This window comes from Streptomyces bikiniensis (genome assembly GCF_000716625.1).
Classification (GTDB): Bacteria; Actinomycetota; Actinomycetes; order Streptomycetales; family Streptomycetaceae; genus Streptomyces; species Streptomyces bikiniensis.
Window position 1 is genome coordinate 102,366 of record NZ_JNXJ01000014.1, and the last position, 23,629, is coordinate 125,994.

Annotated in this window: 21 protein-coding genes; 14 read left to right on the forward strand and 7 right to left on the reverse strand. The window is 74.0% G+C overall.

Going from position 1 to position 23,629, the window contains the following annotated elements:
* Positions 1-19: 19 nt before the first annotated feature.
* The 4 genes from OO47_RS13160 to OO47_RS13175 all read right to left on the reverse strand — a co-directional run bounded on the left by OO47_RS13160 (position 20) and on the right by OO47_RS13175 (position 1,941).
* On the reverse strand, positions 20-292 hold the full coding sequence (locus OO47_RS13160) for a hypothetical protein (RefSeq protein WP_030207160.1): 273 nt from the start codon (positions 290-292) through the stop codon (positions 20-22).
* 169 nt (positions 293-461) lie between these two features.
* A complete protein-coding gene (locus tag OO47_RS13165; protein WP_030207162.1) occupies positions 462-689 on the reverse strand; it encodes a DUF3107 domain-containing protein in 228 nt (75 codons plus the stop codon).
* A 145-nt stretch (positions 690-834) separates the two neighbouring features.
* The gene (locus OO47_RS13170) at positions 835-1,494 is read right to left on the reverse strand and encodes a TetR/AcrR family transcriptional regulator (RefSeq protein ID WP_030207164.1); all 660 of its coding nucleotides are present in this window, start codon (positions 1,492-1,494) and stop codon (positions 835-837) included.
* 231 nt (positions 1,495-1,725) lie between these two features.
* Positions 1,726-1,941, reverse strand: a complete 216-nt coding sequence (locus OO47_RS13175; protein ID WP_030207167.1) for a hypothetical protein — start codon at positions 1,939-1,941, stop codon at positions 1,726-1,728.
* A 140-nt stretch (positions 1,942-2,081) separates the two neighbouring features.
* Here OO47_RS13175 and OO47_RS13180 point away from each other — a divergent pair, with 140 nt between their 5' ends.
* The 12 genes from OO47_RS13180 (at position 2,082) to moeZ (ending at position 16,729) form a co-directional block, all read left to right on the forward strand.
* A complete protein-coding gene (locus OO47_RS13180) occupies positions 2,082-3,044 on the forward strand; it encodes an alpha/beta fold hydrolase (protein ID WP_030207170.1) in 963 nt (320 codons plus the stop codon).
* 8 nt (positions 3,045-3,052) lie between these two features.
* A complete protein-coding gene (locus OO47_RS13185) occupies positions 3,053-4,516 on the forward strand; it encodes a DUF3152 domain-containing protein (protein ID WP_030207172.1) in 1,464 nt (487 codons plus the stop codon).
* A gap of 112 nt (positions 4,517-4,628) precedes the next feature.
* Positions 4,629-4,724, forward strand: a complete 96-nt coding sequence (locus OO47_RS38585) for an Ms4533A family Cys-rich leader peptide (protein WP_324606511.1) — start codon at positions 4,629-4,631, stop codon at positions 4,722-4,724.
* 216 nt (positions 4,725-4,940) lie between these two features.
* On the forward strand, positions 4,941-6,671 hold the full coding sequence (locus OO47_RS13190) for an ABC transporter substrate-binding protein (RefSeq protein ID WP_030207174.1): 1,731 nt from the start codon (positions 4,941-4,943) through the stop codon (positions 6,669-6,671).
* Positions 6,668-7,645, forward strand: a complete 978-nt coding sequence (locus OO47_RS13195; RefSeq protein ID WP_030207175.1) for an ABC transporter permease — start codon at positions 6,668-6,670, stop codon at positions 7,643-7,645. The genes OO47_RS13190 and OO47_RS13195 overlap by 4 nt, the downstream gene beginning before the upstream one ends.
* On the forward strand, positions 7,642-8,631 hold the full coding sequence (locus OO47_RS13200; RefSeq protein WP_030207177.1) for an ABC transporter permease: 990 nt from the start codon (positions 7,642-7,644) through the stop codon (positions 8,629-8,631). Before OO47_RS13195 ends, OO47_RS13200 begins: the two co-directional genes overlap by 4 nt.
* Positions 8,628-10,301, forward strand: a complete 1,674-nt coding sequence (locus tag OO47_RS13205) for an ABC transporter ATP-binding protein (protein WP_030207179.1) — start codon at positions 8,628-8,630, stop codon at positions 10,299-10,301. The genes OO47_RS13200 and OO47_RS13205 overlap by 4 nt, the downstream gene beginning before the upstream one ends.
* Positions 10,302-10,491: 190 nt before the next feature.
* Positions 10,492-12,159: a glycosyltransferase gene (locus OO47_RS13210; protein WP_030207180.1), complete on the forward strand. Its 1,668-nt coding sequence runs from the start codon at positions 10,492-10,494 to the stop codon at positions 12,157-12,159.
* Positions 12,160-12,172: 13 nt separating this feature from the next.
* Positions 12,173-13,639, forward strand: a complete 1,467-nt coding sequence (locus OO47_RS13215) for a hypothetical protein (RefSeq protein WP_030207183.1) — start codon at positions 12,173-12,175, stop codon at positions 13,637-13,639.
* A gap of 142 nt (positions 13,640-13,781) precedes the next feature.
* Complete coding sequence (locus OO47_RS13220) at positions 13,782-14,753, forward strand: NAD-dependent epimerase/dehydratase family protein (RefSeq protein WP_030207186.1); 972 nt, start codon at positions 13,782-13,784, stop codon at positions 14,751-14,753.
* Complete coding sequence (locus OO47_RS13225; RefSeq protein ID WP_030207189.1) at positions 14,741-15,487, forward strand: spherulation-specific family 4 protein; 747 nt, start codon at positions 14,741-14,743, stop codon at positions 15,485-15,487. Before OO47_RS13220 ends, OO47_RS13225 begins: the two co-directional genes overlap by 13 nt.
* A gap of 63 nt (positions 15,488-15,550) precedes the next feature.
* A complete protein-coding gene (moeZ, locus tag OO47_RS13230) occupies positions 15,551-16,729 on the forward strand; it encodes an adenylyltransferase/sulfurtransferase MoeZ (RefSeq protein WP_030207191.1) in 1,179 nt (392 codons plus the stop codon).
* A gap of 93 nt (positions 16,730-16,822) precedes the next feature.
* Here moeZ and OO47_RS13235 read toward each other — a convergent pair whose 3' ends face one another.
* Positions 16,823-17,281, reverse strand: coding sequence for a winged helix-turn-helix transcriptional regulator (locus tag OO47_RS13235; protein WP_030207193.1), 459 nt, complete (start codon positions 17,279-17,281; stop codon positions 16,823-16,825).
* An 86-nt stretch (positions 17,282-17,367) separates the two neighbouring features.
* Between OO47_RS13235 and OO47_RS13240 the strand changes: the two genes are divergently transcribed.
* Together OO47_RS13240 and OO47_RS13245 are read left to right on the forward strand one after the other, a co-directional pair.
* Positions 17,368-18,645 (forward strand): MFS transporter, encoded by a 1,278-nt coding sequence (locus OO47_RS13240; protein WP_078489630.1) that lies wholly within the window; start codon positions 17,368-17,370, stop codon positions 18,643-18,645.
* 91 nt (positions 18,646-18,736) lie between these two features.
* Positions 18,737-19,102 (forward strand): PRC-barrel domain-containing protein, encoded by a 366-nt coding sequence (locus OO47_RS13245; RefSeq protein ID WP_030207198.1) that lies wholly within the window; start codon positions 18,737-18,739, stop codon positions 19,100-19,102.
* A gap of 94 nt (positions 19,103-19,196) precedes the next feature.
* On the opposite strand, the gene OO47_RS13250 is transcribed toward OO47_RS13245, so the two are convergent.
* Positions 19,197-20,771, reverse strand: a complete 1,575-nt coding sequence (locus OO47_RS13250) for an alpha/beta hydrolase (RefSeq protein WP_030207201.1) — start codon at positions 20,769-20,771, stop codon at positions 19,197-19,199.
* A 120-nt stretch (positions 20,772-20,891) separates the two neighbouring features.
* Complete coding sequence (locus tag OO47_RS13255; protein WP_030207211.1) at positions 20,892-23,564, reverse strand: lysylphosphatidylglycerol synthase transmembrane domain-containing protein; 2,673 nt, start codon at positions 23,562-23,564, stop codon at positions 20,892-20,894.
* Positions 23,565-23,629 lie beyond the last annotated feature (65 nt).

A 23,629-nucleotide genomic window follows, 5' to 3' on the forward strand; every position in this document is an offset into this window, starting at 1 on the left:
ACGGGGCGCGCGGCCCCGCTCAGACCGTCGCCGACCGGCGCAGCCGGCGGCGCGAGGCCGGGCGGATCAGCAGCGAGAGCAGGACCGCCGCCACCGCCACCGCGCCCACCAGGGTCGCGAAGGGGTGGCCGGGGCCCAGCGACCCGTGGGTGACGAGCGCGCCGAACACCGCGCCGAGCGCGCCGGTGACGAGGACGAGCCCCCGGCCGGGCAGGCGATCGGGCAGCCGGCGGACGGCGGCCCAGGCCAGAACGAGACCGAGCAGGGCGGAGCCGAGGGCTTCCAGGTACATCGGGGGATCACCTCGCGAGGGGTGCGGGGCGGGTGGTGCGGTCGAGGTCGTACCTACCCGTGGCGCCCGGCGCGCAATCCTCCCGTACCGCCCGACGCGGGCATACGGGCAGACGAAGGGCCCGGTGGACCGAAACCGGTCCACCGGGCCCTTCCCGCGAATCAGGGGTTCAGATCGCGCCGAAACCCACGCGGCGGACGGCGGGCTCGCCGAGCTCCACGTACGCGATCCTGTCGGCCGGAACGAGGACCTTGCGGCCCTTCTCGTCCGTGAGGCTGAGCAGCTGCGCCTTGCCGGCCAGCGCGTCGGCAACCGCGCGCTCGACCTCCTCGGCGGACTGCCCGCTCTCCAGAACGATCTCCCGGGGCGCGTGCTGCACGCCGATCTTGACCTCCACGGCTATGTCCCTCCGAACGGTCAGCGTTGCGCGAATCATCCGCGCCGTACGCTGCACACATTAGCCCGGTGAGGGGACGCGCACGGCGTGGTCGCCGCACGCCAGGAGCGAACAGGCTTCGGGAACGGGCGCCCGTCCGGACGGATCAGTGGCCCTCGGCGCTCAGCTGCCCGTCGACCGGATGGAGCGGGAAGCCCGCGATGCCGCGCCAGGCGAGCGAGGTCAGCAGCTCCACCGCCTTGTCGCGCGGGATGGGCGACTCGCTCGACAGCCAGTAGCGGGCCACGACCTGCGAGACGCCGCCGAGGCCCACGGCGAGCAGCATCGACTCGTCCTCGGACAGGCCGGTGTCCTCGGCGATCACCTGGGAGATCGCCTCGGCGCACTGGAGGCTGACCCGGTCCACGCGCTCGCGCACGGCCGGCTCGTTGGTCAGGTCGGACTCGAAGACCAGCCGGAACGCGCCGCCCTCGTCCTCGACGTAGGCGAAGTACGCGTCCATCGTCGCCGCGACCCGGAGCTTGTTGTCCGTGGTGGAGGCCAGGGCGGTGCGCACCGCCAGGAGGAGGGACTCGCAGTGCTGGTCCAGGAGGGCCAGGTAGAGCTCCAGCTTCCCCGGGAAGTGCTGGTACAGCACCGGCTTGCTGACGCCCGCCCGCTCGGCGATGTCGTCCATGGCGGCGGAGTGGTACCCCTGGGCGACGAAGACCTCCTGGGCCGCGCCGAGCAGCTGGTTCCGTCGGGCACGTCGCGGCAGGCGCGTGCCCCGAGGGCGTGCTGCCTCTGTCTGCTCGATGGCGCTCACGCGGCCTCCCAAGTTTCGATCCATGCGCGCTGTAGCGACGCGCCGCCATCGTACTTTTGGGTAACCCGGCTGTGCGCGGTGCGGACGCAGAATTTCACGGACCGGACACCGCGGTCGACAGTCGGTTCGGGATCGGGCCGGACGGATCGGCGGGGAACACGGCCCGGCGGGGCCGCTTCCGCCTCCCCGCGACCGCCCGCCCGGGCCCCCGCCGGTTCCCGGCGGCGGTAGTCAGCGGTAGTCGTCCTCGTCCAGCTCGACGACGCGCGCCTGCTCGGACGCGTCGGCCTCGTTCGCCGACTCGCGCTCGACGTGGGTCAGCGGCTGGTCCCGGCGCGGCCGGAGTTCGGCGTGCTGCTCGGCGGCGTCGGCCTCGGGCGTCTCCTCGTCCAGCTCGACCACCTCCTCCTCGGCGAACGTGTCCGGCTCGGTCGGATCGACAGTCATGCGGTTCCTTCCGGTACGCGGGTCGAGGGTCCTTCACGACGGCTTCCCTTCGAGCCTAGGAGTACACGTGTCCCGCCGCACACGGACTTGTGACCGCACCCACACGCGAGGGTGCGTGATCGTCTCGTAATATTGCGGCCATGTCCTCGACCGAGCTGCCGGAAACCCGGACCGCCGCACCACCCGCGTCGCGGAACCGCCCCGTACGGGTCGCCGACGGCGAGGAGCTCCGCACCGTCACCCTGCCCGGCCTCGACCTGACCGTCCGCTCCCGGCCGGGGACCCGGCCCGGACTGCCGCCCGCGCTGTACGTCCACGGGCTCGGCGGCTCCTCGCAGAACTGGTCCGCCCTGATGCCGCTGCTCGCGGACGTGGTCGACGGCGAGGCGGTCGACCTGCCCGGCTTCGGCGTCTCCCCGCCGCCCGAGGACGGCGACTACTCGGTCACCGGGCACGCCCGCGCCGTCATCCGGTTCCTCGACTCCGAGGGGCGCGGGCCGGTCCACCTCTTCGGCAACTCGCTGGGCGGTGCCGTCGCCACCCGCGTCGCCGCCGTCCGGCCCGACCTGGTCCGCACCCTCACCCTGGTCTCGCCGGCCCTGCCCGAGCTGCGCGCCCAGCGCACCGCCTGGCCGACCGCGCTCCTCGCGCTGCCCGGCGTCTCCTCCTTCTTCGCCCGGCTGACCCGGGACTGGACGGCCGAGCAGCGGGTCCGCGGGGTCATGGCGCTCTGCTACGGCGACCCCGGCCGGGTCACCGACGAGGGCTTCCTGCACGCGGTCGAGGAGATGGAGCGGCGCCTGGAGCTCCCGTACTTCTGGGACGCGATGGCCCGTTCCTCGCGCGGCATCGTCGACGCGTACACCCTCGGCGGGCAGCACGGGCTGTGGCGGCAGGCCGAGCGGGTCCTCGCCCCGACGCTGCTCGTCTACGGCGCGCGCGACCGGCTCGTCTCGTTCCGGATGGCCCGGAGGGCGGCGATCGCCTTCCGCGGCTCGCGCCTGCTGACCCTGCCCGACGCGGGGCACGTGGCGATGATGGAGTACCCCGAGACGGTCGCCCAGGCCGCCCGGGAACTGATCGCCGATCACGGCGGGAGCTGATCCGGGGCGTGGGACGACACAGTCGCAAGGACTCCGCGCCCTCGCCGGCCGACACCGGCCGGCCGGCGTCCGCCGGACAGCGGCGGACCGCACCGGAACAGGGCGCGGGCACGGGCCGCCGCCGCAGGACCGCGACCGCGACCGAGGGCGGCCAGGACCCGACGGGCACGCCGGCCGGAGGGACCCCCGCGTACGGGTCACCGGCGTACGGGCCGTCGCGGTACGGCGCCCCCGCCCAGGGCGGACCCGTCCGCGGCACTCCCGTTCACGGCACCCCCACGTACGGGGCACCCGCCCGGGACGCCTCCGCCCCGAGCGCTCCCGCTCAAGGGCCGCCCCCCGGGCGCCGGGCCCCGCGTCACGGCGCCCCCACCCCCGCCCACGGCACTCCGGCGTACGGAGGCGGGGTCTTCGACACCCCGGCCGACACCCCGGCGCACGGGACCCCCGGCACCCCCGTCCACCGGACCGGCGCCGTCCGGAGCGGACACCCGCAGCACGACGAGGGCGGCGCGCGTCCCGTGCCGTACGGCGGCCGGCGTGGTCGCACCCTGACCGCCGAGCCCGAACAGGGCGACGAGCAGGGGACGTTCGTCCCCGCGCCGCGCCACGACGACGACGAGCCCGACGCCGGGGCCCCGGCCGCCCGGGGCGGCCTCGGCCGCACCCTCGCCGGGGTCGGAGCCGCGGCCGTCGCCACCGTCCTCGCCGTCGTCGTCGCCGGACAGGTCACCGGCAAGGAGGTGCCCGCGGCCGCCCCGCGCGCCGCCGGGGAACCGGCCGAGCGGGCCGTGGACGACTCCTCCGCCTCCCGCTCCGAGGGCCGGACCACCCCGTCACTCCCGACGCTCCCCCCGAAACCCCCGGCCCCCACGTACGAGCAGTTGATGGACCGCCAGTTCCCCGTCGACCCCGAGCTGAAGGGGTCCGGCGTCTTCGAGGCCGTCCAGGGCTTCGCGAAGGCGCCGGGGAAGGGGAAGCTCATCCGCTACCGCGTCGACGTCGAGAAGGGGATCGGGCTCGACCCGAAGCTCTTCGCCGATGCCGTGCAGAAGACCCTCAACGACCCGCGCAGCTGGGCCGGTGACGGCGCGATGACCTTCGAGCGGATCTCCAGCGGGGAGCCGCAGTTCGTCATCACGCTGGCCAGCCCCGGCACCACCGGCGTCTGGTGCCGGAAGTCCGGGCTCGACACGACGGTCGACAACGTCTCCTGCGACTCCGCCTCCACCGAGCGCGTGATGATCAACGCGTTCCGCTGGGCCCGGGGCGCCGAGACCTTCGGCCCCAAGGCCATGCACGCCTACCGCCAGATGCTCATCAACCACGAGATCGGCCACCGGCTCGGGCACAACCACGTGAACTGCCGCACCCCCGGCGCGCTCGCCCCCGTCATGCAGCAGCAGACGAAGTCCCTGGACCTCGACGGCGTACGCTGCCGCCCCAACCCCTGGGTGCACCCCGGAAGTTGAGGCGGCCCCCGGCCGGCGGCCGCCTCCTGTCCGATCACATGCCGAGACGCTTGTCTCAAAAGTCATCCGAATCGCGTTGACATCGCTCGCGTGTTCGTCCATATTTCTCGGCATGTCGCACCGTCACGCCGTCACCGAGCGCGCCGCCATCGAGCTGGCGCTCATCGGCGTGTCCGGGCATGCCGTGTCCGACGTTCTCTGTCGCTGACCCCGCCCGAGCGCACGTCGGCCCCTTCGCGTTTTCTCCCGCACCAGCCGACGCCTTTCCGCGCCCGGGTTCCGTTCCCGTGGGCGCGGCTCCTCCGTGGGTCAGGAATGCTCGGCACCTCCCCTGCTCGGCACCTCCCTGGAAACACCGTCTCTCGCCGCTGCCCGCGCGGAACTCCCCTTCCTTCCGCCGCAGTTCTCCGAGAGGTCTTCTCCGATGCGTCAACCGTCCGTCATTTCCCGCCGCGTGGCAGCGGTCGCCGTCAGTGTCGTCCTGGCCTCGGGCGCCGCCGCCTGCGCGGGACCCGAGGACGCCGGCGCCAAGAGCGGCACCTCCGGCAAGGGCTCGTCCGCCCCGCAGAAGGGCGGCACCCTCACCGTCCTCAACGCCGAGGCCCAGACCGACTTCGACCCCGCCCGCCTCTACACCTCCGGCGGCGGCAACGTCCCCTCCCTCGTCTTCCGCACGCTCACCACCCGCAACCGCGAGGCGGGCGCCGCCGGCACCCAGGTCGTCCCCGACCTCGCCACCGACACCGGGCGCCCCAACAAGGACGCCACCGAGTGGACGTACACCCTCAAGGACGGGCTGAAGTTCGAGGACGGCACGCCCATCACCAGCGCCGACGTCAAGTACGGCATCGAGCGCTCCTTCGCCGCCGAACTCTCCGGCGGCGCCCCCTACCTGCGCGACTGGCTGGTCGGCGGCGACACCTACCAGGGCCCCTACAAGGACCCCAAGGGCCTCGCGTCCATCGTCACCCCCGACCCGAAGACCATCGTCTTCAAGCTGCGGAAGCCCGAGGGCGAGTTCCCCTTCGTCGCCACCCAGACGCAGTTCGCCCCCGTCCCCAAGGCCAAGGACAAGGGAGCGAAGTACGAGGAGCACCCCGTCTCCTCCGGCCCGTACAAGGTCGTCAGGAACGAGAACGACGGCGAGCGCCTCGTCCTGGAGCGCAACGAGCACTGGGACCCCGGGACCGACGAGGAGCGCAAGGCCTACCCCGACAAGATCGACGTCAGGTCCGGGCTCGACGAGGCCGTCATCAACCAGCGCCTCGCCACCTCCTCCGGCGCCGACGCCGCCGCCGTCACCACCGACACCAACCTGGGCCCCGCCGAACTCGCCCAGATCGGCTCCGACAAGGCGCTCGCCGCCCGCGTCGGCACCGGCCGCTTCGGCTTCACCAACTACATCGCCTTCAACCCGAAGGTGAAGCCCTTCGACAACCCCAAGGTCCGCCAGGCCATCTCGTACGCGGTCAACCGCACCAGCGTCGTCAACGCCGCCGGCGGCTCCGCGCTCGCCGAGCCCGCCACCACCTTCCTGCCCGAGCAGGAGGCCTTCGGCTTCACGCCGTACGACCACTTCCCGGCCGGGAAGACGGGCAACCCGGAGAAGGCCAAGCAGCTCCTCGAGGAGGCCGGCTTCCCGAACGGCCTCACCGTCACCCTGCTGCACTCCACCGCCCAGAACCGCACCACCAGCCCCGAGATCGCCACCGCCGTCCAGGAGGCCCTGGGCAAGGCCGGCATCACCGTCAAGCTCGACGGCCAGGAGCCCAACTCCTTCAACGAGAAGCGCTGGAGCGTCAAGGACGCCCCCGGGTTCTTCCTCTCCCGCTGGGGCGCCGACTGGCCGGCCGGCGGCCCGTTCCTCGCGCCGATCTTCGACGGGCGCCAGATCGTCACCAACGGCTCCAACTACAACCACGCGCAGCTGAACGACCCGGCGGTCAACAAGGAGATCGACGAGATCAACAAGCTGACCGACCTCAAGGCCGCCGCCGCGCGCTGGGGCGCCCTCGACAAGAAGATCGGCGAGCAGGCGCTCGACGTGCCGCTCTTCCACCCGGTCTACAAGCGGCTCGTCGGCAAGGACGTCAAGAACGTCGTCATCAGCGACTGGACCGGCGTCCTCGACGTCTCGCAGGTCGCGGTCAAGTGACCACCCCGACCGACACGCCGGCGCCCGTGGCGGGGATCCCCGCCACGGGCGCCGCCCGGCAGGTGTGGCGACGGCTGCGCACCCGCCCGGCCGCCCTCGCCTCCCTCGCCGTCCTGCTCCTGCTCGTCCTCCTCGCCCTCGCCGCACCGCTGCTCGCCGCCCTGGAGGGCCAGGACGCGTACGCGTACCACGACGACCTCGTGGACTCGGCGCGCGGCGGCGTCCCGTACGGCTCCTTCGGCGGCGCGAGCGCCGACCACTGGCTCGGCGTCGAACCGGGCACCGGCCGCGACCTGTTCGTCCGGCTCCTGTACGGCGCCCGGATCTCGCTGCTCGTCGGCATCGGCGCCACCGTCGTCCAGATCCTCATCGGCGTCCTCGTCGGCCTCGCCGCCGGACTCGGCAACCGCTGGGTCGACACCGTCCTCGGCCGCGCCACCGACGTCCTCGTCGCCCTGCCGATGCTGGTCCTCGCCATCGCGCTGACCGCCGTCGTCCCCCGCGACTTCCCCCGGCCGCTGCTCCTGATCCTGGTCATCGGGTTCCTCGGCTGGGCCGGCACCTCCCGGATCGTGCGCGCCCAGACGCTCACCCTCAAGAGCCTCGACTTCGTCGCCGCCTCCCGCCTCGCCGGCTCCGGACGGTGGCGGACCGCCCGCCGCGAGCTGCTGCCCGCGCTCGCCGCCCCCGTCATCACCTACGCGGCGATCCTCGTCCCCACCAACATCGTCGTCGAGGCGTCCCTGTCCTTCCTCGGGGTGGGCGTCACCCCGCCCACCCCGTCCTGGGGGCAGATGCTCTCGACCGCGCAGACCTGGTTCCGCGCCGACCCGGCGTACGTCCTGCTGCCCGCCGGACTGCTCTTCACCACCGTGCTCGCCTTCACCGTCCTCGGCGACGCGGTCCGCACGGCCCTCGACCCGCGCGAGGCGAGCCGGCTGCGCGTGGGCACCCGTAAGGAGTCCTCCCGATGACCCGCTTCGTCCTCAAGCGGCTCGCGGGTGCCGCGCTCGTCCTCCTGGCGCTCTCGGTCCTCGTGTACGGCCTCTTCTACCTGGCCCCCGGCGACCCCGCCCGGCTGGCCTGCGGCGAACGCTGCAACCCCCAGCAGATCGCCCAGGTCCGCGAACAACTCGGCCTGAACGAGAGCGTGTTCGCGCAGTACCTGCACTTCCTCCAGGGCGTCTTCGCCGGCCGCGACCACTCCACCGGCACCTCCGTCGTGCACTGCGACGCGCCCTGCCTCGGCCTGTCGTACCAGAGCGACCAGCAGGTCACCCGGCTCGTCCTGGAGCGCCTGCCCGCCACCGCCTCTCTCGCCCTCGGCGCCATGGTCGTCTGGCTGCTCGTCGGCGTCGGCACCGGACTGCTCTCGGCCCTGCGCCGGGGCGGGGCCACCGAGCGCGTCCTCACCGTCCTCACCCTCGCCGGCACCGGCACGCCCGTCTTCATCCTGGGCCTGCTCCTCCTCATGGCCGTCTGCGCCCACCTCCAGTGGCTGCCCTTCCCCAGCTACGTGCCACTGGGCGAGGACCCCGAGCAGTGGGCCTGGAACATGCTGCTGCCCTGGATCACCCTCGGCTTCTTCGAATCCGCCAAGTACGCCCGGCTCACCCGCAGCTCCACCCTGGAGACGCTGGCTGAGGACCACATCCGCACCTTCCGCGCGTACGGGGTGGGGGAGCGGTCCGTCGTCACCCGGCACGCCCTGCGCGGCGCCGTCCCGCCGGTGATCGCGATCAGCGCCGTCGACCTCGGCTCGATGTTCGGCGGGGCCGTGCTCACCGAATCCCTCTTCGGCATCCCCGGCCTCGGCAAGACCCTGATCGACGGGGTCCGCCAGATCGACCTGCCCGTGGTGGTCGGCGTGGTCATGGTGATGGGCACGGCCGTCGTCCTCGCCAACGTCCTCGCGGACCTGCTGTACGCGGCCGCCGACCGAAGGGTGGTCCTGACGTGACCGCGTCCGAGACCCCGGCCCCCCTGGTCGACGTGCGTGACCTGACGGTCTCCTTCGACCGCGACGGCGGTTCCGTACGGGCCGTCAACGGGCTCTCCCTCACCCTCGCCGAGGGCCGCGCGCTCGCCCTCGTCGGAGAGTCCGGCAGCGGCAAGTCCACCGTCGCCGGCGCCCTCCTCGGCCTCCACCGGGGCACCGGCGCGCGGGTCACCGGCACCGTGCGCGTCGGCGGCGTCGACGTCGCCGCCGCGGGCCCCGCCGACCTGCGGCGGCTGCGCGGCGGGATCGCCGCCATGGTCTTCCAGGACCCGCTGTCCTCCCTCGACCCCTACTACGCCGTCGGCGACCAGATCGCCGAGGTGTACCGGATCCACGCCGGGGGCACGCGGAAGGCCGCCCGCGCCCGCGCCGTGGACGTCCTCGACCGGGTCGGCATCCCCGACGCGGCCCGCCGCTCCCGCTCCCGCCCGCACGAGTTCAGCGGCGGCATGCGGCAGCGCGCCCTCATCGCGATGGCCCTCGCCTGCGCACCCCGGCTCCTCGTCGCCGACGAGCCGACCACCGCCCTCGACGTCACCGTGCAGGCCCAGATCCTCGACCTGCTGCACGAGCTGCGCCGCGAGACCGGCACCGCGCTGCTCCTCGTCACCCACGACGTGGGCGTGGCCGCCGAGAGCGCCGATGAGGTCCTGGTCATGCGCGACGGGCGCGAGGTCGAACGCGGCCCCGTCGCCGGCCTCCTGGGCGCGCCCTCGGAGCCGTACACGCGCACGCTCCTCTCCGCCGTGCCCCGGCTCGACGAGCCGGTCAGGACCCCTTCGGAGGAAGGGGAGGTGCTGCTCGAAGCGGTCGGCCTGCGAAGGGAGTTCGGGCGCGGCGGGCGGACCGTGACCGCCGTGGACGACGTCTCCCTCACCGTCCGCGCGGGCGAGACCCTCGGCGTCGTCGGGGAGTCCGGCAGCGGCAAGACCACCCTCGGCCGGATGCTCGTGCGCCTCCTCGACCCGACGGGCGGCCGGCTCCGCTACGGGGGCACGGAGATCGGGACCCTGTCCGAGCGGGAGCTGCGCCCGCACCGCCGCGAACTCCAGATGGTCTTCCAGGACCCCGTCGCCTCCCTCAACCCGCGCCGCTCCGTCGGCGAGTCGATCGCCGACCCGCTGCGGACGGCGGGGGAGCGCGACGAGAAGCGCGTCCGGGACCGGGTGCGGGAACTCCTCGACCGGGTGGGGCTCGACCCCGACCGGTACGAGGCCTACCCGCACGAGTTCAGCGGCGGCCAGCGCCAGCGCGTCGGGATCGCCCGCGCCCTCGCCGCCGAACCCCGCCTGATCGTCTGCGACGAACCCGTCTCCGCGCTCGACGTCACCACCCAGGCGCAGGTCACCGCCCTGCTCGCCGAGCTCCAGGCCGAACTCGGCCTCGGGCTCGTCTTCATCGCCCACGACCTCGCGGTCGTCCGGCGGGTCAGCGACCGGGTCGCCGTCATGCGCGGCGGCCGGATCGTGGAGCAGGGCACGGTCGAGGAGGTGTACGGGACGCCCCGGGACCCCTACACCCGGCAGCTGCTCGCCGCCGTCCCCTCCCTGGACCCGGCCCTCGCGGCGGTGCGCCGGGAGCGGCGCAGGGAGCAACGGGAGGAGCGGCGGCAGGAGCCGGCCCTCGCCTGACGCTCCGTCACCGTTCCGCCGCCTACCGCGACGGAACGCGACCGGGGTGGGAAAGTTACGAGCATTCACCCCTTCCGGTGGTGCGACGGACAACCGTCCGTCGCACCACCGACTTCTTTGTTTACGTTCTTCCCGCTGCGAGTCACCGGACCAACGGTGGCCGCCGTCAAGGGAGATCGGGGGTGCACGCGTGCGGATCGCACTGCTCACGGAGGGTGGCTACCCGTATGCCGTCGGTGAGTCCGGCGTCTGGTGCGAGCGGCTCGTGCGCGGACTCGGGCAGCACCGCTTCGACCTGTACGCCGTCGGCCGCCCGTCCGCCACCGGCGCCTCCCTGCCGCTGCCCCCCAACGCCCGGCTCGTCCGCGCGGCAGACTCCGAAGGCGCCTCCGGGAACCTCCTCGAACGCGCCGCGCTCGGCCCGGCCCGCGCCGCCCGCCGCGCCTACGGGCGCCGCGACCGCCGCCGCTTCACCGAGGCGTACGAGCGGCTGGCCACGGGCCTCTGCGCGGAGGAGGACACCACCGGCGACGCCGCCGACGACCTCGCGGGCGCCTTCGCCGAAGGGCTCTACGAGCTCGCCGAACTCGCCCGCGAGCGCGGCGGACTGCCCGGCGCGCTCCGCTCCGACGACGCCGTCCGCGCCCTCGAAGCCGCCTGCCGCGCGCCCGGCGCACGCCGGGGCGCGGCCGCCGCCGGGCTCCCCGACCACCTCGCCTTCGCCGAGCACCTGGAAGGGGTCCTGCGCCCCCTCTCCCTCGACTGGTACGAGGAGGACGCCCTCGGCGCGGCCGACCTCTGCCACGCCGCCGCCGGAGGCACCACCGCCCTCCCGGGACTCCTGGCCACACGCTTCTTCGGGACCCCGCTGCTCGTCACCGAGTACGGCGCCCAGCTCCGCGCCCACTACCTCTCGGGCACCGGCGCCGACCGCTCCGCGCCCCTGCGCACCCTGCTCGCCGCCCTCCACGGACGGCTCGCCGCCGAGGTCTACCGGCAGGCCGCCCTGCTCACCCCCGGCAACGCCCACACCCGCCGCTGGCAGGAGCGGTGCGGCGCCGACCGGGACCGCATCCGCACCGTCCACCCCGGCATGGCCGCCGACCGCTTCGACGGGGTCGGAGAGGACGAGGAGAGCGGCGACCCGGCCACCCTGGTCTGGGTCGGCCGCGCCGAACCCGCCAAGGACCTCGTCGCCCTGCTGCACGCCTTCGCCGAGGTCAGGACCCGGCAGCCGGACGCCCGGCTGCGGATCGTCACCGTCCCCGCCCGGGACCCGGGCGCCGAGTCGTACCTCGCCCAGTGCAGGGCGCTCGCGGCACAGCTCTTCCCCGACGAGGCCGCCGGGGCGCACGCCGTCGGCGAGAACCCCGTCTCCTTCGAGGAACTGGGCGGCCCCGAGGCCCCCACCCTGGAGGACACCTACGCCTCCGGCGCGGTCGTCGTCCTCTCCAGCGTCGTCGAGGGCTTCCCGGCGGGTCTCGTCGAGGCGATGTTCTGCGCGCGGGCCACCGTCTCGACCGACGTCGGCGCGGTCGTCGAGATCATCGGCGGCACCGGGCTCGTCGTGCCCCCGCGCAACCCCCGGGCGCTCGCCGACGCGTGCCTCGCGCTGCTGAGGGACCCCGGGCGGCGGTACCGGCTCGGGGCCGCCGCCCGCGCCCGCGCGCTCGAACTCTTCACCGTCGAGCAGAACCTGGCCGCGTTCCGCGGCATCTACCTCGAACTCCTCTCCCGCGCGCCGGTCCGCCACCGGCCCGGGGAGGGAGCCCTCTTCGCCCACCCCGCCGAGGCGCACGTGCCGGGCAGCTGGACCCCCCGGGCCGTGACCGCGGGCACGGGAGCGCCCGATGCCTGAAGGAGACACCCCCATGCGCGGCTCCGCCGCCCCGACGAGCCCCGGAGCCCGGGACGCCCGTGCCGAGGTCCTCCTCGGCACCCCCGCCCTCACGGCCGGCACCGTCGAGGAACCCCCGCCCGGGATAGTCCGGGCCCCGGGGGCGGCCACGGCGACACCCCCGCGGCCCCACCCGACCGACCCCGCACTCCAGGAGAACCGCGAGGAACACCCCGCCGAACCGCCGCCCGCACACGAACCCCCGACGGACCGCGCCACACCGAACACGCCGCCCACGCCTCCGACCGTGGAGCCCGAGGCTCCGGCGGTGCGGCCCGCGTCTTTGGCCGTGGAGCCCGAGGTTCCGGCGGTGCGGCCCGCGTCTTTGGCCGTGGAGCCCGAGGCTCCGGCGGCGCACGCGCCCGAGATCCCGGCCGCAAAGCCCCCGCCCCCCGCCCCCCGCCCCCGTCACGGCACCGCCGACCCCGTCAAAGTGCTCCTGCACCGGCACCGGGAGCTGTGCGAGCGGGCCGTCGACCCCCTGGAGGTGGCCGCCGGGCTCGAAGCGCAGGGGTTCACCGACCGGACCGCCGCGCGCTACCGGCACCGGGACGTCTTCTCGCTCGCCGAGGAGCTGTACGCGCGCGTGCCGCGCCGCCCGGAGGAGGCGGAGGCCGCCGCCGAGGTCCGGCCCGAGCCCGTCGCCCCCTGGGCGCTCGCCGTGCTCGCGCCCGGCGCCGTCGCCGCGCTCGCCTGGCTCGGACTCGCCCTCACCCACGGAGCCGTACGCGCCGCCGTCGGCGCCGCCGGGGCCCTCGCCCTCGGCGGGGCGCTGCTCCTCGCCGTCCGGCGCGGCCCCCTCCGCGCGCCCGGCGGCCGGACCGTACCCGCCGCCCGGCTCTGGACCCTCTGGCTCCTGGCGTACGCGGTCGGCGGCGACGGCCTCCTCGCGGAGGTGCTCACCGGCGGCCCCGACGACCTCTGGGAGCTCACCCCCGCCCCCCTCCTGGGCCTCGCGCTCGCCGTCGCCCCCGCCGCATGGTGCGCCCACCTCTTCGCCCGCCGGGCCCGCCGCCGGATCACCGGCAGCCGGGGCCTCGCCGACTTCGCCGCCGCCGTCCGGCCGCTGTTCCTCGGCACCGTGACCCTCCAACTCCTCGCCCTGGCCGTCCTCCTCCTGCCCACCGGGGCCGGCCCGGGGGCCCTCGCCCTCGGCGCGCTCCTGCTGCTCGCCCGGCTCCTCACCGTCCACGGCCACCCCGAGACGGCCTCGGCCGCCCTCGCCGCGGCCTGCGCCGCCGAGGTCCTCGCCGTCGCGAGCGTCCTCACCTCCCGCCTCCCCGTCCCCGGCTTCGACGCGCTCGCCGTCCCGGTGCGCGCCGTCACCGACGCCTGGGGTCCCGGGGCCGTCCCCACCCTCGTCTGCGGCGCCGCCGCGCTCGGCCTCCTGGCCCACGCGACCGGCTCCCTCGCCCGGGCCTCGGCCCACACCACCCCGTGAACCCCCCGCACACCCGCGGAGCCGACGCCGCGGGCGTGCTCCTCCGCCCCCCTCACCACCCCTCTCATCACCCCGCAAGGAGAACGAAGACCATGACCCCGCAATCCCGAGGAACGGCCGGTCGGCACGAAGGGGCCGCGCGATGAGGGTGCTACTGCTCGGAGCCAACGGCTTCATCGGCCGCTTCGTCGCCGACCGGCTGCTCGCCGACCCGGCCGTCCACCTCACCGCCCTGGGCCGGGGCGACGACGCCGACGTGCGGTTCGACCTCGCGTCCGGCAGCCCCGGCGCGCTGACCCGCTTCCTCGACGCCGTCCACCCCGGAGTCGTCGTCAACTGCGCCGGTACCACCCGCGGCGGCGCCCGCGACCTGACCCGGCACAACACCGTCGCCGTCGCCACCGTCTGCGAGGCCCTGCGCCGCAGCGGCTGCGGCGCCCGGCTCGTCCAGGTCGGCTGCGCCTCGGAGTACGGTCCGAGCCAGCCCGGCTCCTCCACCGCCGAGGACGCCGTGCCCCGCCCCGGCGGCCCGTACGGCGTGTCCAAGCTGGCCGCGACCGAACTCGTCCTCGGCTCGGGCCTCGACGCCGTCGTCCTGCGGGTCTTCTCGCCCGTGGGCCCCGGCACCCCCGCCGGCTCCCCGCTCGGCCGCCTCGCCGAGGCGATGCGCCGGGCGATGCAGGCCGGGGACGGCGAGCTCAAGCTCAGCGGCCTCGGCGTGCAGCGGGACTTCGTGGACGTGCGGGACGTGGCCCGGGCCGTCCACGCGGCCTCGCTCTCCGCCGCCCAGGGCGTCGTCAACATCGGCACCGGCCGCGCGGTCCGGCTCCGCGACGCCGCCGCCGTCCTCGCCCGGGTCGCCGGCTACGCCGGCAACCTCAACGAGCTGGACGCCCCGCACGGCATCCCGCAGCGCCCGATGATCGGCGCCCCCCGCAGCGAGGGGACCATCGCCGACCAACTGGCCTCCGCCCCCTACCCGTACCCCGACGGCTGCGGCCCCTGGCAGCAGGCCGACGTGCGCACCGCCCGCGACCGGCTCGGCTGGCGCCCCCGGATCAACCTGGAGGAGTCGCTCGCCGACATCTGGATGGAGGCGGCGTGTCGCATCTGACGGGCACCACGGCCACCGGAGCGGTCCAGGCCCTGGGGGTGGGCGTGCCCGGTTACGCCCACCCGCTGCTCGCCCCCGTCGAGTGGGCCGAGCTGACCCGCCCCGGCACCCCCCTGCACTGGGCCGTGCTCAACGTCGCGGACGGGCCGGGCAGCCGCCCCGACCCGCACTGCCTGGAGGCGGCCGGGAAGCTCCGCGACGCCGGGGTCAGGGTCCTCGGGCACCTGGACGCCGCCCACGGCTCCCGGCCCTTCGGGGAGCTGGTCACGGACGCCCACCGCTTTCTCGACTGGTACAAGGTGGACGGCTACTACCTGGACCGCTGCCCCGCCGACCGGGCCGACCTGGCCGGGGTGCGGCGGGTCTGCGCCACCCTGGAGACCGTCCTCGGCGGCGGGGCCCACCTCGTCCTCGGCCACGGCACCCACCCGCACCCCGGGTACGCCGAGACCGCCGACCAGCTCGTCACCTTCTCCGGCGCCTGGTCGGACTACCGCTGGTCGCAGGTGGCCGAGTGGACGGCCGAGTACGCGGAGACGAAGTTCGTGCACCTCGTGCACGGCGTCCCCCGCACCCACCTCGACGAGGCCCTGCGGATCGCCCGCTGGCAGGGCGCCGGGACGATCTTCTTCACCGACCGGCCGGGCCGCCCGGGACAAACCGACCCATTCCACTCGCTGCCCGGCTACTGGGACGAAATCGTCTCGCGGATCGGACCGGGTGTCTCGGAATGAGAAGGGGCGTGGCAGTGTTACGGGGAGAACAACCGTACTGACATCCCGACCACCGGAGTCCCCGTGTCGCTGCCACCCCTGGTCGAGCCGGCCGCCGAGCTCACCGTAGACGAGGTCCGCAGGTACTCCCGCCACCTGATCATCCCGGACGTCGGGATGGACGGGCAGAAGCGGCTGAAGAACGCCAAGGTGCTGTGCGTCGGCGCCGGCGGCCTCGGCTCGCCGGCGCTGATGTACCTGGCCGCCGCCGGCGTGGGCACGCTCGGCATCGTGGAGTTCGACGAGGTCGACGAGTCGAACCTCCAGCGCCAGATCATCCACAGCCAGTCCGACATCGGCCGCTCCAAGGCCGCGTCGGCGCGCGACAGCGTCCTGGGGATCAACCCGTACGTGAACGTGGTCCTCCACGAGGAGCGCCTCGAAGCGGACAACGTCCTGGAGATCTTCGGCCAGTACGACCTGATCGTCGACGGCACGGACAACTTCGCCACCCGCTACCTGGTGAACGACGCCTGCGTGCTGCTGAACAAGCCGTACGTGTGGGGCTCGATCTACCGCTTCGACGGCCAGGCCTCGGTCTTCTGGTCCGAGTACGGCCCCTGCTACCGCTGCCTCTACCCGGAGCCCCCGCCGCCGGGCATGGTCCCCTCCTGCGCCGAGGGCGGCGTCCTGGGCGTGCTCTGCGCGTCCATCGGCTCCATCCAGGTCACCGAGGCCATCAAGGTCCTGGCCGGCGTGGGCGACCCGCTGGTCGGCCGCCTGATGATCTACGACGCCCTGGAGATGCAGTACCGCCAGGTGAAGGTCCGCAAGGACCCGAACTGCGCGGTCTGCGGCGAGAACCCGACCGTCACCGAGCTCATCGACTACGAGGCCTTCTGCGGCGTCGTGTCCGAGGAGGCCCAGGAGGCGGCGGCCGGCGCGACGATCACTCCCAAGCAGCTCAAGGAGTGGATCGACGACGGCGAGAGCATCGACATCATCGACGTCCGCGAGCCGAACGAGTACGAGATCGTCTCGATCCCCGGCGCCCGCCTGATCCCCAAGAACGAGTTCCTGATGGGCACCGCCCTCCAGGACCTCCCGCAGGACAAGCGGATCGTCCTGCACTGCAAGACGGGTGTCCGCAGTGCGGAAGTCCTCGCCGTCCTCAAGTCCGCGGGCTTCGCGGACGCGGTGCACGTCGGCGGCGGCGTGATCGGCTGGGTCCACCAGATCGAGCCCGAGAAGCCGGTCTACTAGGGGCCCGCGGGAGCGTTCACGAAGGCGGCCGGGGGCCGTTCACCACGAGGATCCTCGTGGTGAACGGCCCCCGGCCTTCGTCTTCCGCCGGTTCTACCGGATCTTCCGCACGCGGGTGGTGCCGGCGTCGAGGGGGGTGCCGTCGGAGCCGGTCGGTGCGAACTCCGGCACGGGGGCGCCGTGCCGGTCGACCAGGGTGGAGTGCGCCTCGCCGGGGGCGAAGGCGTGGCGTTCCCCCCACTGCCGCAGGGCGAGGACCACGGGGAAGAGGTCGTGGCCGGCTTCGGTGAGCACGTACTCCTGGCGACGGCCCGACGGTGCGGCGCGCTGGGCGAGGAGTCCGTGGGCGGTGAGCTTGCGGAGGCGGTCGCTGAGGATGTTGCGCGCGATGCCGGTGCGTCGCTGGAACTCGGTGAACGACCGCGCTCCGTCCATCGCGTCGCGGACGACGAGAAGGCTCCACCTGTCGCCGACGAGGTCGAGCGCACGGGCCACGGGGCATTCGGGGTCGGTCCAGCCGGGGTCCGGGGTGCGCGTAGGGGCACGCGACATGGCACCTCCCAGTGAGTTGCGAATCGAAACCATCATGCCGTACGGTCGAATTGGTTGCGATCTGCTACTGATCGGGGTGGGGTGCGATGAACGCGTGGCGGCGGTTCCTGCTGGCCGTGGTGTGTGCCGTCGCTGTGGCGAGCATCTACGCCGCTCAGCCGGTCCTGGAGCCGATGGGACGCGATCTCGGCGTTCCGGCGGGACTCGCCGGGTGGATCGTCGCGACCGGCCAGTTCGGCTATCTGGCGGGGCTGTTGCTGCTGGTGCCGCTCGGCGACGTGGTCGACAGGCGTCGGCTCGTCGCCGCGCACCTGGTGGTCACCGCGGTGGGCACGGCGCTGACGGCCTCGGCGTCGGCCGCGTGGGTGGCGTTCGCGGGGCTCGCGACGGCCGGGGTGTTCGCGGTCGTGGTGCAGACCGCGGTGGCCTATGCGGCGTCGGTCTCGCCGTCCGCCGAACGCGGACGGAACATCGGCGTCGTGACCTCCGGCGTCGTGGTCGGCATCCTGGGCGCGCGGGTCGTCACCGGCGCCCTCGCCGAGGCGTGGGGCTGGCGCAGCGTCTACGCCGTGCTCGCGGTGCTGTCGCTCGGACTCGCGGCCCTCGTCCTCGTGGCGCTGCCGCCGGAGGAGCGCTCCGGACCGCGCGCCGGGTACCGGCGGGTCGTGGTCTCGCTCGGCGGGCTGTTCGGACAGCGCGCCTTCCTGACGCGCGGACTCGTCGCGTTCTTCCTGTTCGCGTCGTTCGGAACCCTGTGGAGCGGCCTCGCCCTGCCGCTGGCGGACGCGCCGTGGCGGCTGGGCGAGAGCGGGATCGGGCTGTTCGGCGTCGCCGGACTCGCCGGCGCGCTCGGCGCGGCACGCGCGGGACGGTGGGCGGACGCGGGGCGGGCCGGTCGGGTCACCGGTCTCGCACTCGTCCTGCTGATCCTCTCGTGGGCGGCGATCGCGCAGCTGCCGTGGTCGCTGTGGCTCCTCGCCGCGGGAATCGTGGTCCTCGACTTCGCGGTCCAGGCCGTGCACGTGAGCAACCAGCACCTGCTCACCACCGCGCATCCGGATCGCCTCAGCAGCGTCATCGGCGGCCACATGGTCTTCTACTCGCTCGGCTCCGCCCTCGGCGCGGCCGCGACCACCGCCCTCTTCACCACCCACGGCTGGGCGGGCTCCAGTCTCCTCGGGGCCGGATTCGCGGCCTGCGCGCTGCTCGTCCGGGCGACCGAAGGGCGGCTGCCCCGCGACGACGCGGACCTCCGGGCCGGGAAAGCCGCGCCGTCGCTCCGGGCACGAGACGTCCTCCTGCCTCCCGATTCCCGGGCGCCCCGCCGTTCCCGGGTGAATCGACCCGGAAATCCAGGGGTTTGAGTCGCCGGATCCGAGGGAGGCGGAGTGCAGGGCCGGTCGGACGACCGGACCTCAAGATCCCGGAAATCGCATTCGATTCAGGAGGATTCTCGTGACCACCCCCGAGAACAACGTGTGGAGCTACGGTCCGGCCTCCGGCTACGACGCCGGGACGGACCTGACGGGCTACCGCGTCGAGGCGACCGACGGCCACATCGGGAAGGTCGACAAGCACTCCAACGACGTCGACTCGCAGTACATCGTCGTCGACACCGGCGTCTGGATCTTCGGCAAGGAGGTCCTGCTGCCGGCGGGCACGGTGAAGCACGTCGACACCGCCAACGAGACCGTCCACATCGCCCGGACGAAGGACGAGATCAAGAGCGCCCCCGAGTTCGACAAGGAAAAGCACCTCGGCAACCGGGACTACCACGACCAGGTCGGCGGCTACTACCACGGCCACGGTCCGCGGATCTGACCTCCGGGTCGGGGCCGGCATTTCCCCGGAATTGCCCGCCGGCCGGAAACCTTCAAGGTTTCCGGCCGGCGGGCAATTCTCTTTGCTTTTCGCGCTACTTGCACACGGTCCCGGAATTCGGCACCTTCCCGTCGAGCAGGTACGCGTCCACCGCCTTCTTCACGCACGCGCTGCCGCCGTTGTAGGCGCCGTGCCCCTCGCCCTCGTACGTCAGCTCCACGCCGACGCCCTTGCCGAGCGCGTTCACCATGGCCCGCGCGCCCTCGTACGGCGTCGCCGGGTCGCCGGTGTTGCCGACCACCAGGATCGGCGCCGAGCCGGGCGCGGAGACGTCCGGGTGCTCCCAGGTCCCCTGCACCGGCCACTGCGAGCAGCCCGCGAGCGACCAGCCCATGAAGTCCCCGAAGACGGGGGAGGCCTCGCGGAACTCGCCGAGCCGCTCCTTCGCCTGGCCGAGGGTGTAGCGCTCCTTGAAGTCCACGCAGTTGATGGCGGCGTTGGCGGCCTGGATGTTGCTGTACGAGCCGTTCTGGCTCCGCCCGTTCATCGAGTCGGAGAGCGAGAGCAGCAGCGCCCCGTCGCCGCCCTCGGCCGCGTCGAGCCCCTGCTCCAGATAGGTCCAGAACTCCTTCGAGTACAGGGCCTGCGCGATGCCGTTGGTGGCCTGCGTCTGGGTCAGCTTGCGTTCCCCGATGCCGGCGATCGGCTTCTTGTCGAGGGACGCCAGGAGGTCGGTGATGAAGGTCTCGATCTCGGCGACGGTGGAGCCGGGCAGCGTGCACTCGTCGCCCCGGTCCACGCAGTCCTGGGCGAAGTTGTCCAGGGCCAGCTGGAAGCCCTTCGCCTGGCCGAGGGCGCCGTCCTCGACGCCCGCCTCCGGGTCGACGACGGCGTCGAAGACGGCCCGCCCGACGTTCTTCGGGAAGAGGTGGGCGTAGACGCCGCCCAGCTCCGTGCCGTACGAGATGCCGAAGTAGTGCAGCTTCTCGTCGCCGAGGACCCGGCGCATCAGGTCCATGTCCCGGGCCGCGTTCTCGGTGCCGACGTGCGGCAGGGAGGGGCCCGAGTCCTTCTCGCAGCCGGCCGCGTACTTCTTCTGCGCGTCGGACAGCGTCCGTTCCTCGGCCGCGTCGTCGGGCGTGAAGTCCAGGGCGTAGTACGCGTCGAGCTCCCTGTCGCCGAGGCACTCGACGGGGTCGCTGCGGCCCACCCCGCGCGGGTCGAAGGAGACCAGGTCGTAGCGGCCGCGCAGGGTCTCGTAGTCCTCGGCGAAGCTGGGCAGGCCGGTGACGCCGGAGCCGCCGGGGCCGCCGAAGTTGAAGACGAGCGAGCCGATCCGGCGGGAGGCGTCCCGGGCGGGGGCCCGGATGAGGGCCAGCTCGATGGTCTCGCCCTCCGGCTTCGACCAGTCGAGCGGGGTCTGGAGGAAGGAGCACTGCCAGGCGCCGCCGCCGGGGAGCGCGGACGGCGCGGGCCCGCCGCCCTCGGCCGCGGACGGCGGTGGACAGGGCGCCCAGGACAGCTTCTGCGCCGTCAGCGCCGGGCGGCCGCTGGGGCCCGACTCCTTCGGCGGCTCCGCGGCGTCGTCCCCGCCGTCCGAGCAGCCGGCGGCGAGCAGCACGGCGGTGGCGGCGAGCAGGGCGGCGCGGTGGGCTGCGGAGGTCGGCATGGAACCATGGTGGGCCGTCGCCCGCCCGTTCGCGCGGGAGGGGGGCCAAGCGGGTGGCCCGGGCGTGTCGGGCCGCGGACCCGCCCCGGGCGTGTCGGCCCGCCCGCCCCCGCGGCGCCCCTACAGCGCCTCGCGCTTCGTCAGCCAGTTGAAGCAGAGCCAGCCCGGCAGGACCGGCAGCCACAGGGTGAGGAGGCGGTAGAGGAGCACCGCCGGGGTCGCGACCTCGATCGGGATCTGCCCCACCGCCACCAGGCCGCCGATCAGCGCGCCCTCGACCGCGCCGACACCGCCCGGCGTCGGCGCCGCCGAGCCGAGCGCGTTGCCCGCGAGGAAGACGACGGCCACGCTCGCGTAGCTGATCGACAGGCTGTCGTGGCCGAAGGCCCGGATCGAGGCGTCCAGACAGAGCACGAACGCACCCGTGAGCAGCAGCATCCCGCTGATACCGGTCACCAGTTTCACCGGCCGCTGGAGCACGTCCAGCATGCGCGGCACCACGCCCGCGAAGAGCGAGCGCAGCCGGGTCGACACGAACTTGCGCATGAACGGGATCGCCGTCACCACCAGGACGAGCACCGCGACCGTGAGGAGCCCGGCGATGACCGTCCTCGACGGGGTGAAGGACTGCGACTTCTCCGTCCCCGTCAGATAGCCGAAGGAGAGCAGGAGCAGGATGTGCGCCCCGAGACCGAAGAGCTGCGAGGCGCCGACGCTGGCCACCGCGAGCCCCGGCCGGACCCCCGACCGCTGGAGGAAACGGGTGTTCAGGGCGACGCCGCCGACCGCCGCCGGGGCGACGATCTTCACGAACGAGCCGGCGACCTGCGCCACCACCGTCCGCCAGAAACCGACCCGCTCGGGCACGAAGCCCAGCAGGCTCATCGCCGCCGCGACGTAGCTCAGGGCCGAGAACAGCACCGCCGCCGCCACCCACCGCCAGTCCGCCTGGCTGATCGTCGACAGCGGGGTGCTGGCGACCTGCGAGAGCAGGAAGTACGCGGCGACCGCGCCCGCGATCAGGCTGACCAGGGTCCGCGGCTTGATCCGCTCCAGGCGCACCGGTTCCACCGGGGCCTGCGGGCGGATCAGCAGCACCTGCTGCCGGATCTGGGCGAGCAGGTCCTCCTCGCGGGCCTCGTCGAGGGCCGTGTCCAGGGCCCGCTTCTCGGCCTTCTTGTCCGCCTTCTTCTCGGCCTTCTCGGCCTTGGTCCCGGCCTTGGCCCCGACCGCCACGGCCGTGTGGTCCACGGCGGTGGAGCCGGCGGCCTCGGCCTTGGCCAGCTCCCGCTCGCGCTTGGCCGCCTCGGAGGCCGCGAGGACGGCCTCCCGCTCCCGCGCCGACCGCTCCCGGGCCAGCTTCCGCAGCGTCGCGCGCGTGGAGCGGCTCAGCGCGATCGGCTGGAGCAGCGGCAGGCAGTCCGCCACCGTGTCCGGGCCCAGCACCTCGACGGCCGCGGCGACCGCCCGCTCGGCCCCGACCCGCAGGCCGAGGGTGGTGAGCAGCTGCGCGACGTCCATCCGCAGGACCAGGTCGCCGGCCGCGATCTCGCCGCCCCGCAGATCGGTCAGGACCACCCTGCCGGAACGATCCACCAGAATGGCGTCCCCGGTGAGCCTGCGGTGCGCGATCCGGCGCGACTGGAGCGCCTTCACCTGCCGCCAGGCGCTGCGGACCAGTTCGTCGGTGATCTCGTGGTCGTCCAGCGCGTCCAGGCTGCGGCCGCCGATGTGCTCGTACACGAGCATCACGGCGTCCGGGCCGAGCTCCGAGGTGGCGATCAGCTTCGGTGCGTTCGCCCCGGCGGCGATCGCCGCGTACGCGAGGAGCGCCTCCTGCTCCAGGGCCTGGCGCAGCGAGACGATGGAGCGGCGGGTGGTGATCGTCCGCAGGCTGATCCGCCGCCACGCGCGGTAGAAGAAGCCGTGCGCCTGCTGCTCCCGGTCGACCACGGTGACGTCGAGCGGCGGCCCGTCCTCCAGGGTCACGATGTACCGGCGGCCCCGGTCCCCGCTGTCGGCCGAGTCGGGCACGCCCTCCGCGCGCAGCGCCGTCACCGGCCGGAAGCCGACCCGGCGCAGACCGGCGAGGAGGGTCTGCCCGGTGGGCCGGACGTTCGGGGAGCCGACCGCGTACAGCGTGCCGTACGCCACCGTCCAGCCGATGAGGACGGTCAGGGCGATCGAGAGCGCCGTGGTGTACCCGGCCACCAGCATCGTGAACGCGTCGAGCAGCAGGACCGCCCAGAGCGACACCCGCCAGCGGGGTCTGCGGGCCATCCCGACCGCGGTCATGTACGCGATCACGGGGGCGAGGTAGTTGTGCACCGGGTCGGTCAGGCCGCCCCCGGACTGCGGCTGGGTCAGCGCGTCCCGGATCGTGCCGGGCGCGGCCTCGGCGACCCAGAGGTCGGTGGCGAGCGTGACGCCGTGCGCGAGGACGGCGGCGAGGACGCCGTCCGCGATCCGCAGGCCGTCGCGTTTGATCAGCCGCTCGATGGCGAAGGCGACGGGGACGAGGAGGACGGCGATGGAGGAGACGAGACCGGCGATCTTGACGAAGACGTCCGGGGCGCCGCCGGCGCCCTCGTTGATGTCCTTCTCCAGACCGGAGGTGGTGGCGTGGGCGAACGCCGCCACGGCGAGGACCAGCGCGATCGCGAGCAGGCCGCCGAGCAGCCGCATCAGGTCGGAGGGCCGGTGGACGCGGGCCGCGAGCAGCGGCTCGTCGCCGGAGACCCGCTCGGGCACGTGGGCCCCGCCCTCCTCGGGAGGCTGCGTGTCCTGCCCCATCACCCTGTCCGTCTCTGCCTGCGCGCCGTGTCGCTCTCGTTCCCGTACGCGTTCTTCCGCGGGTC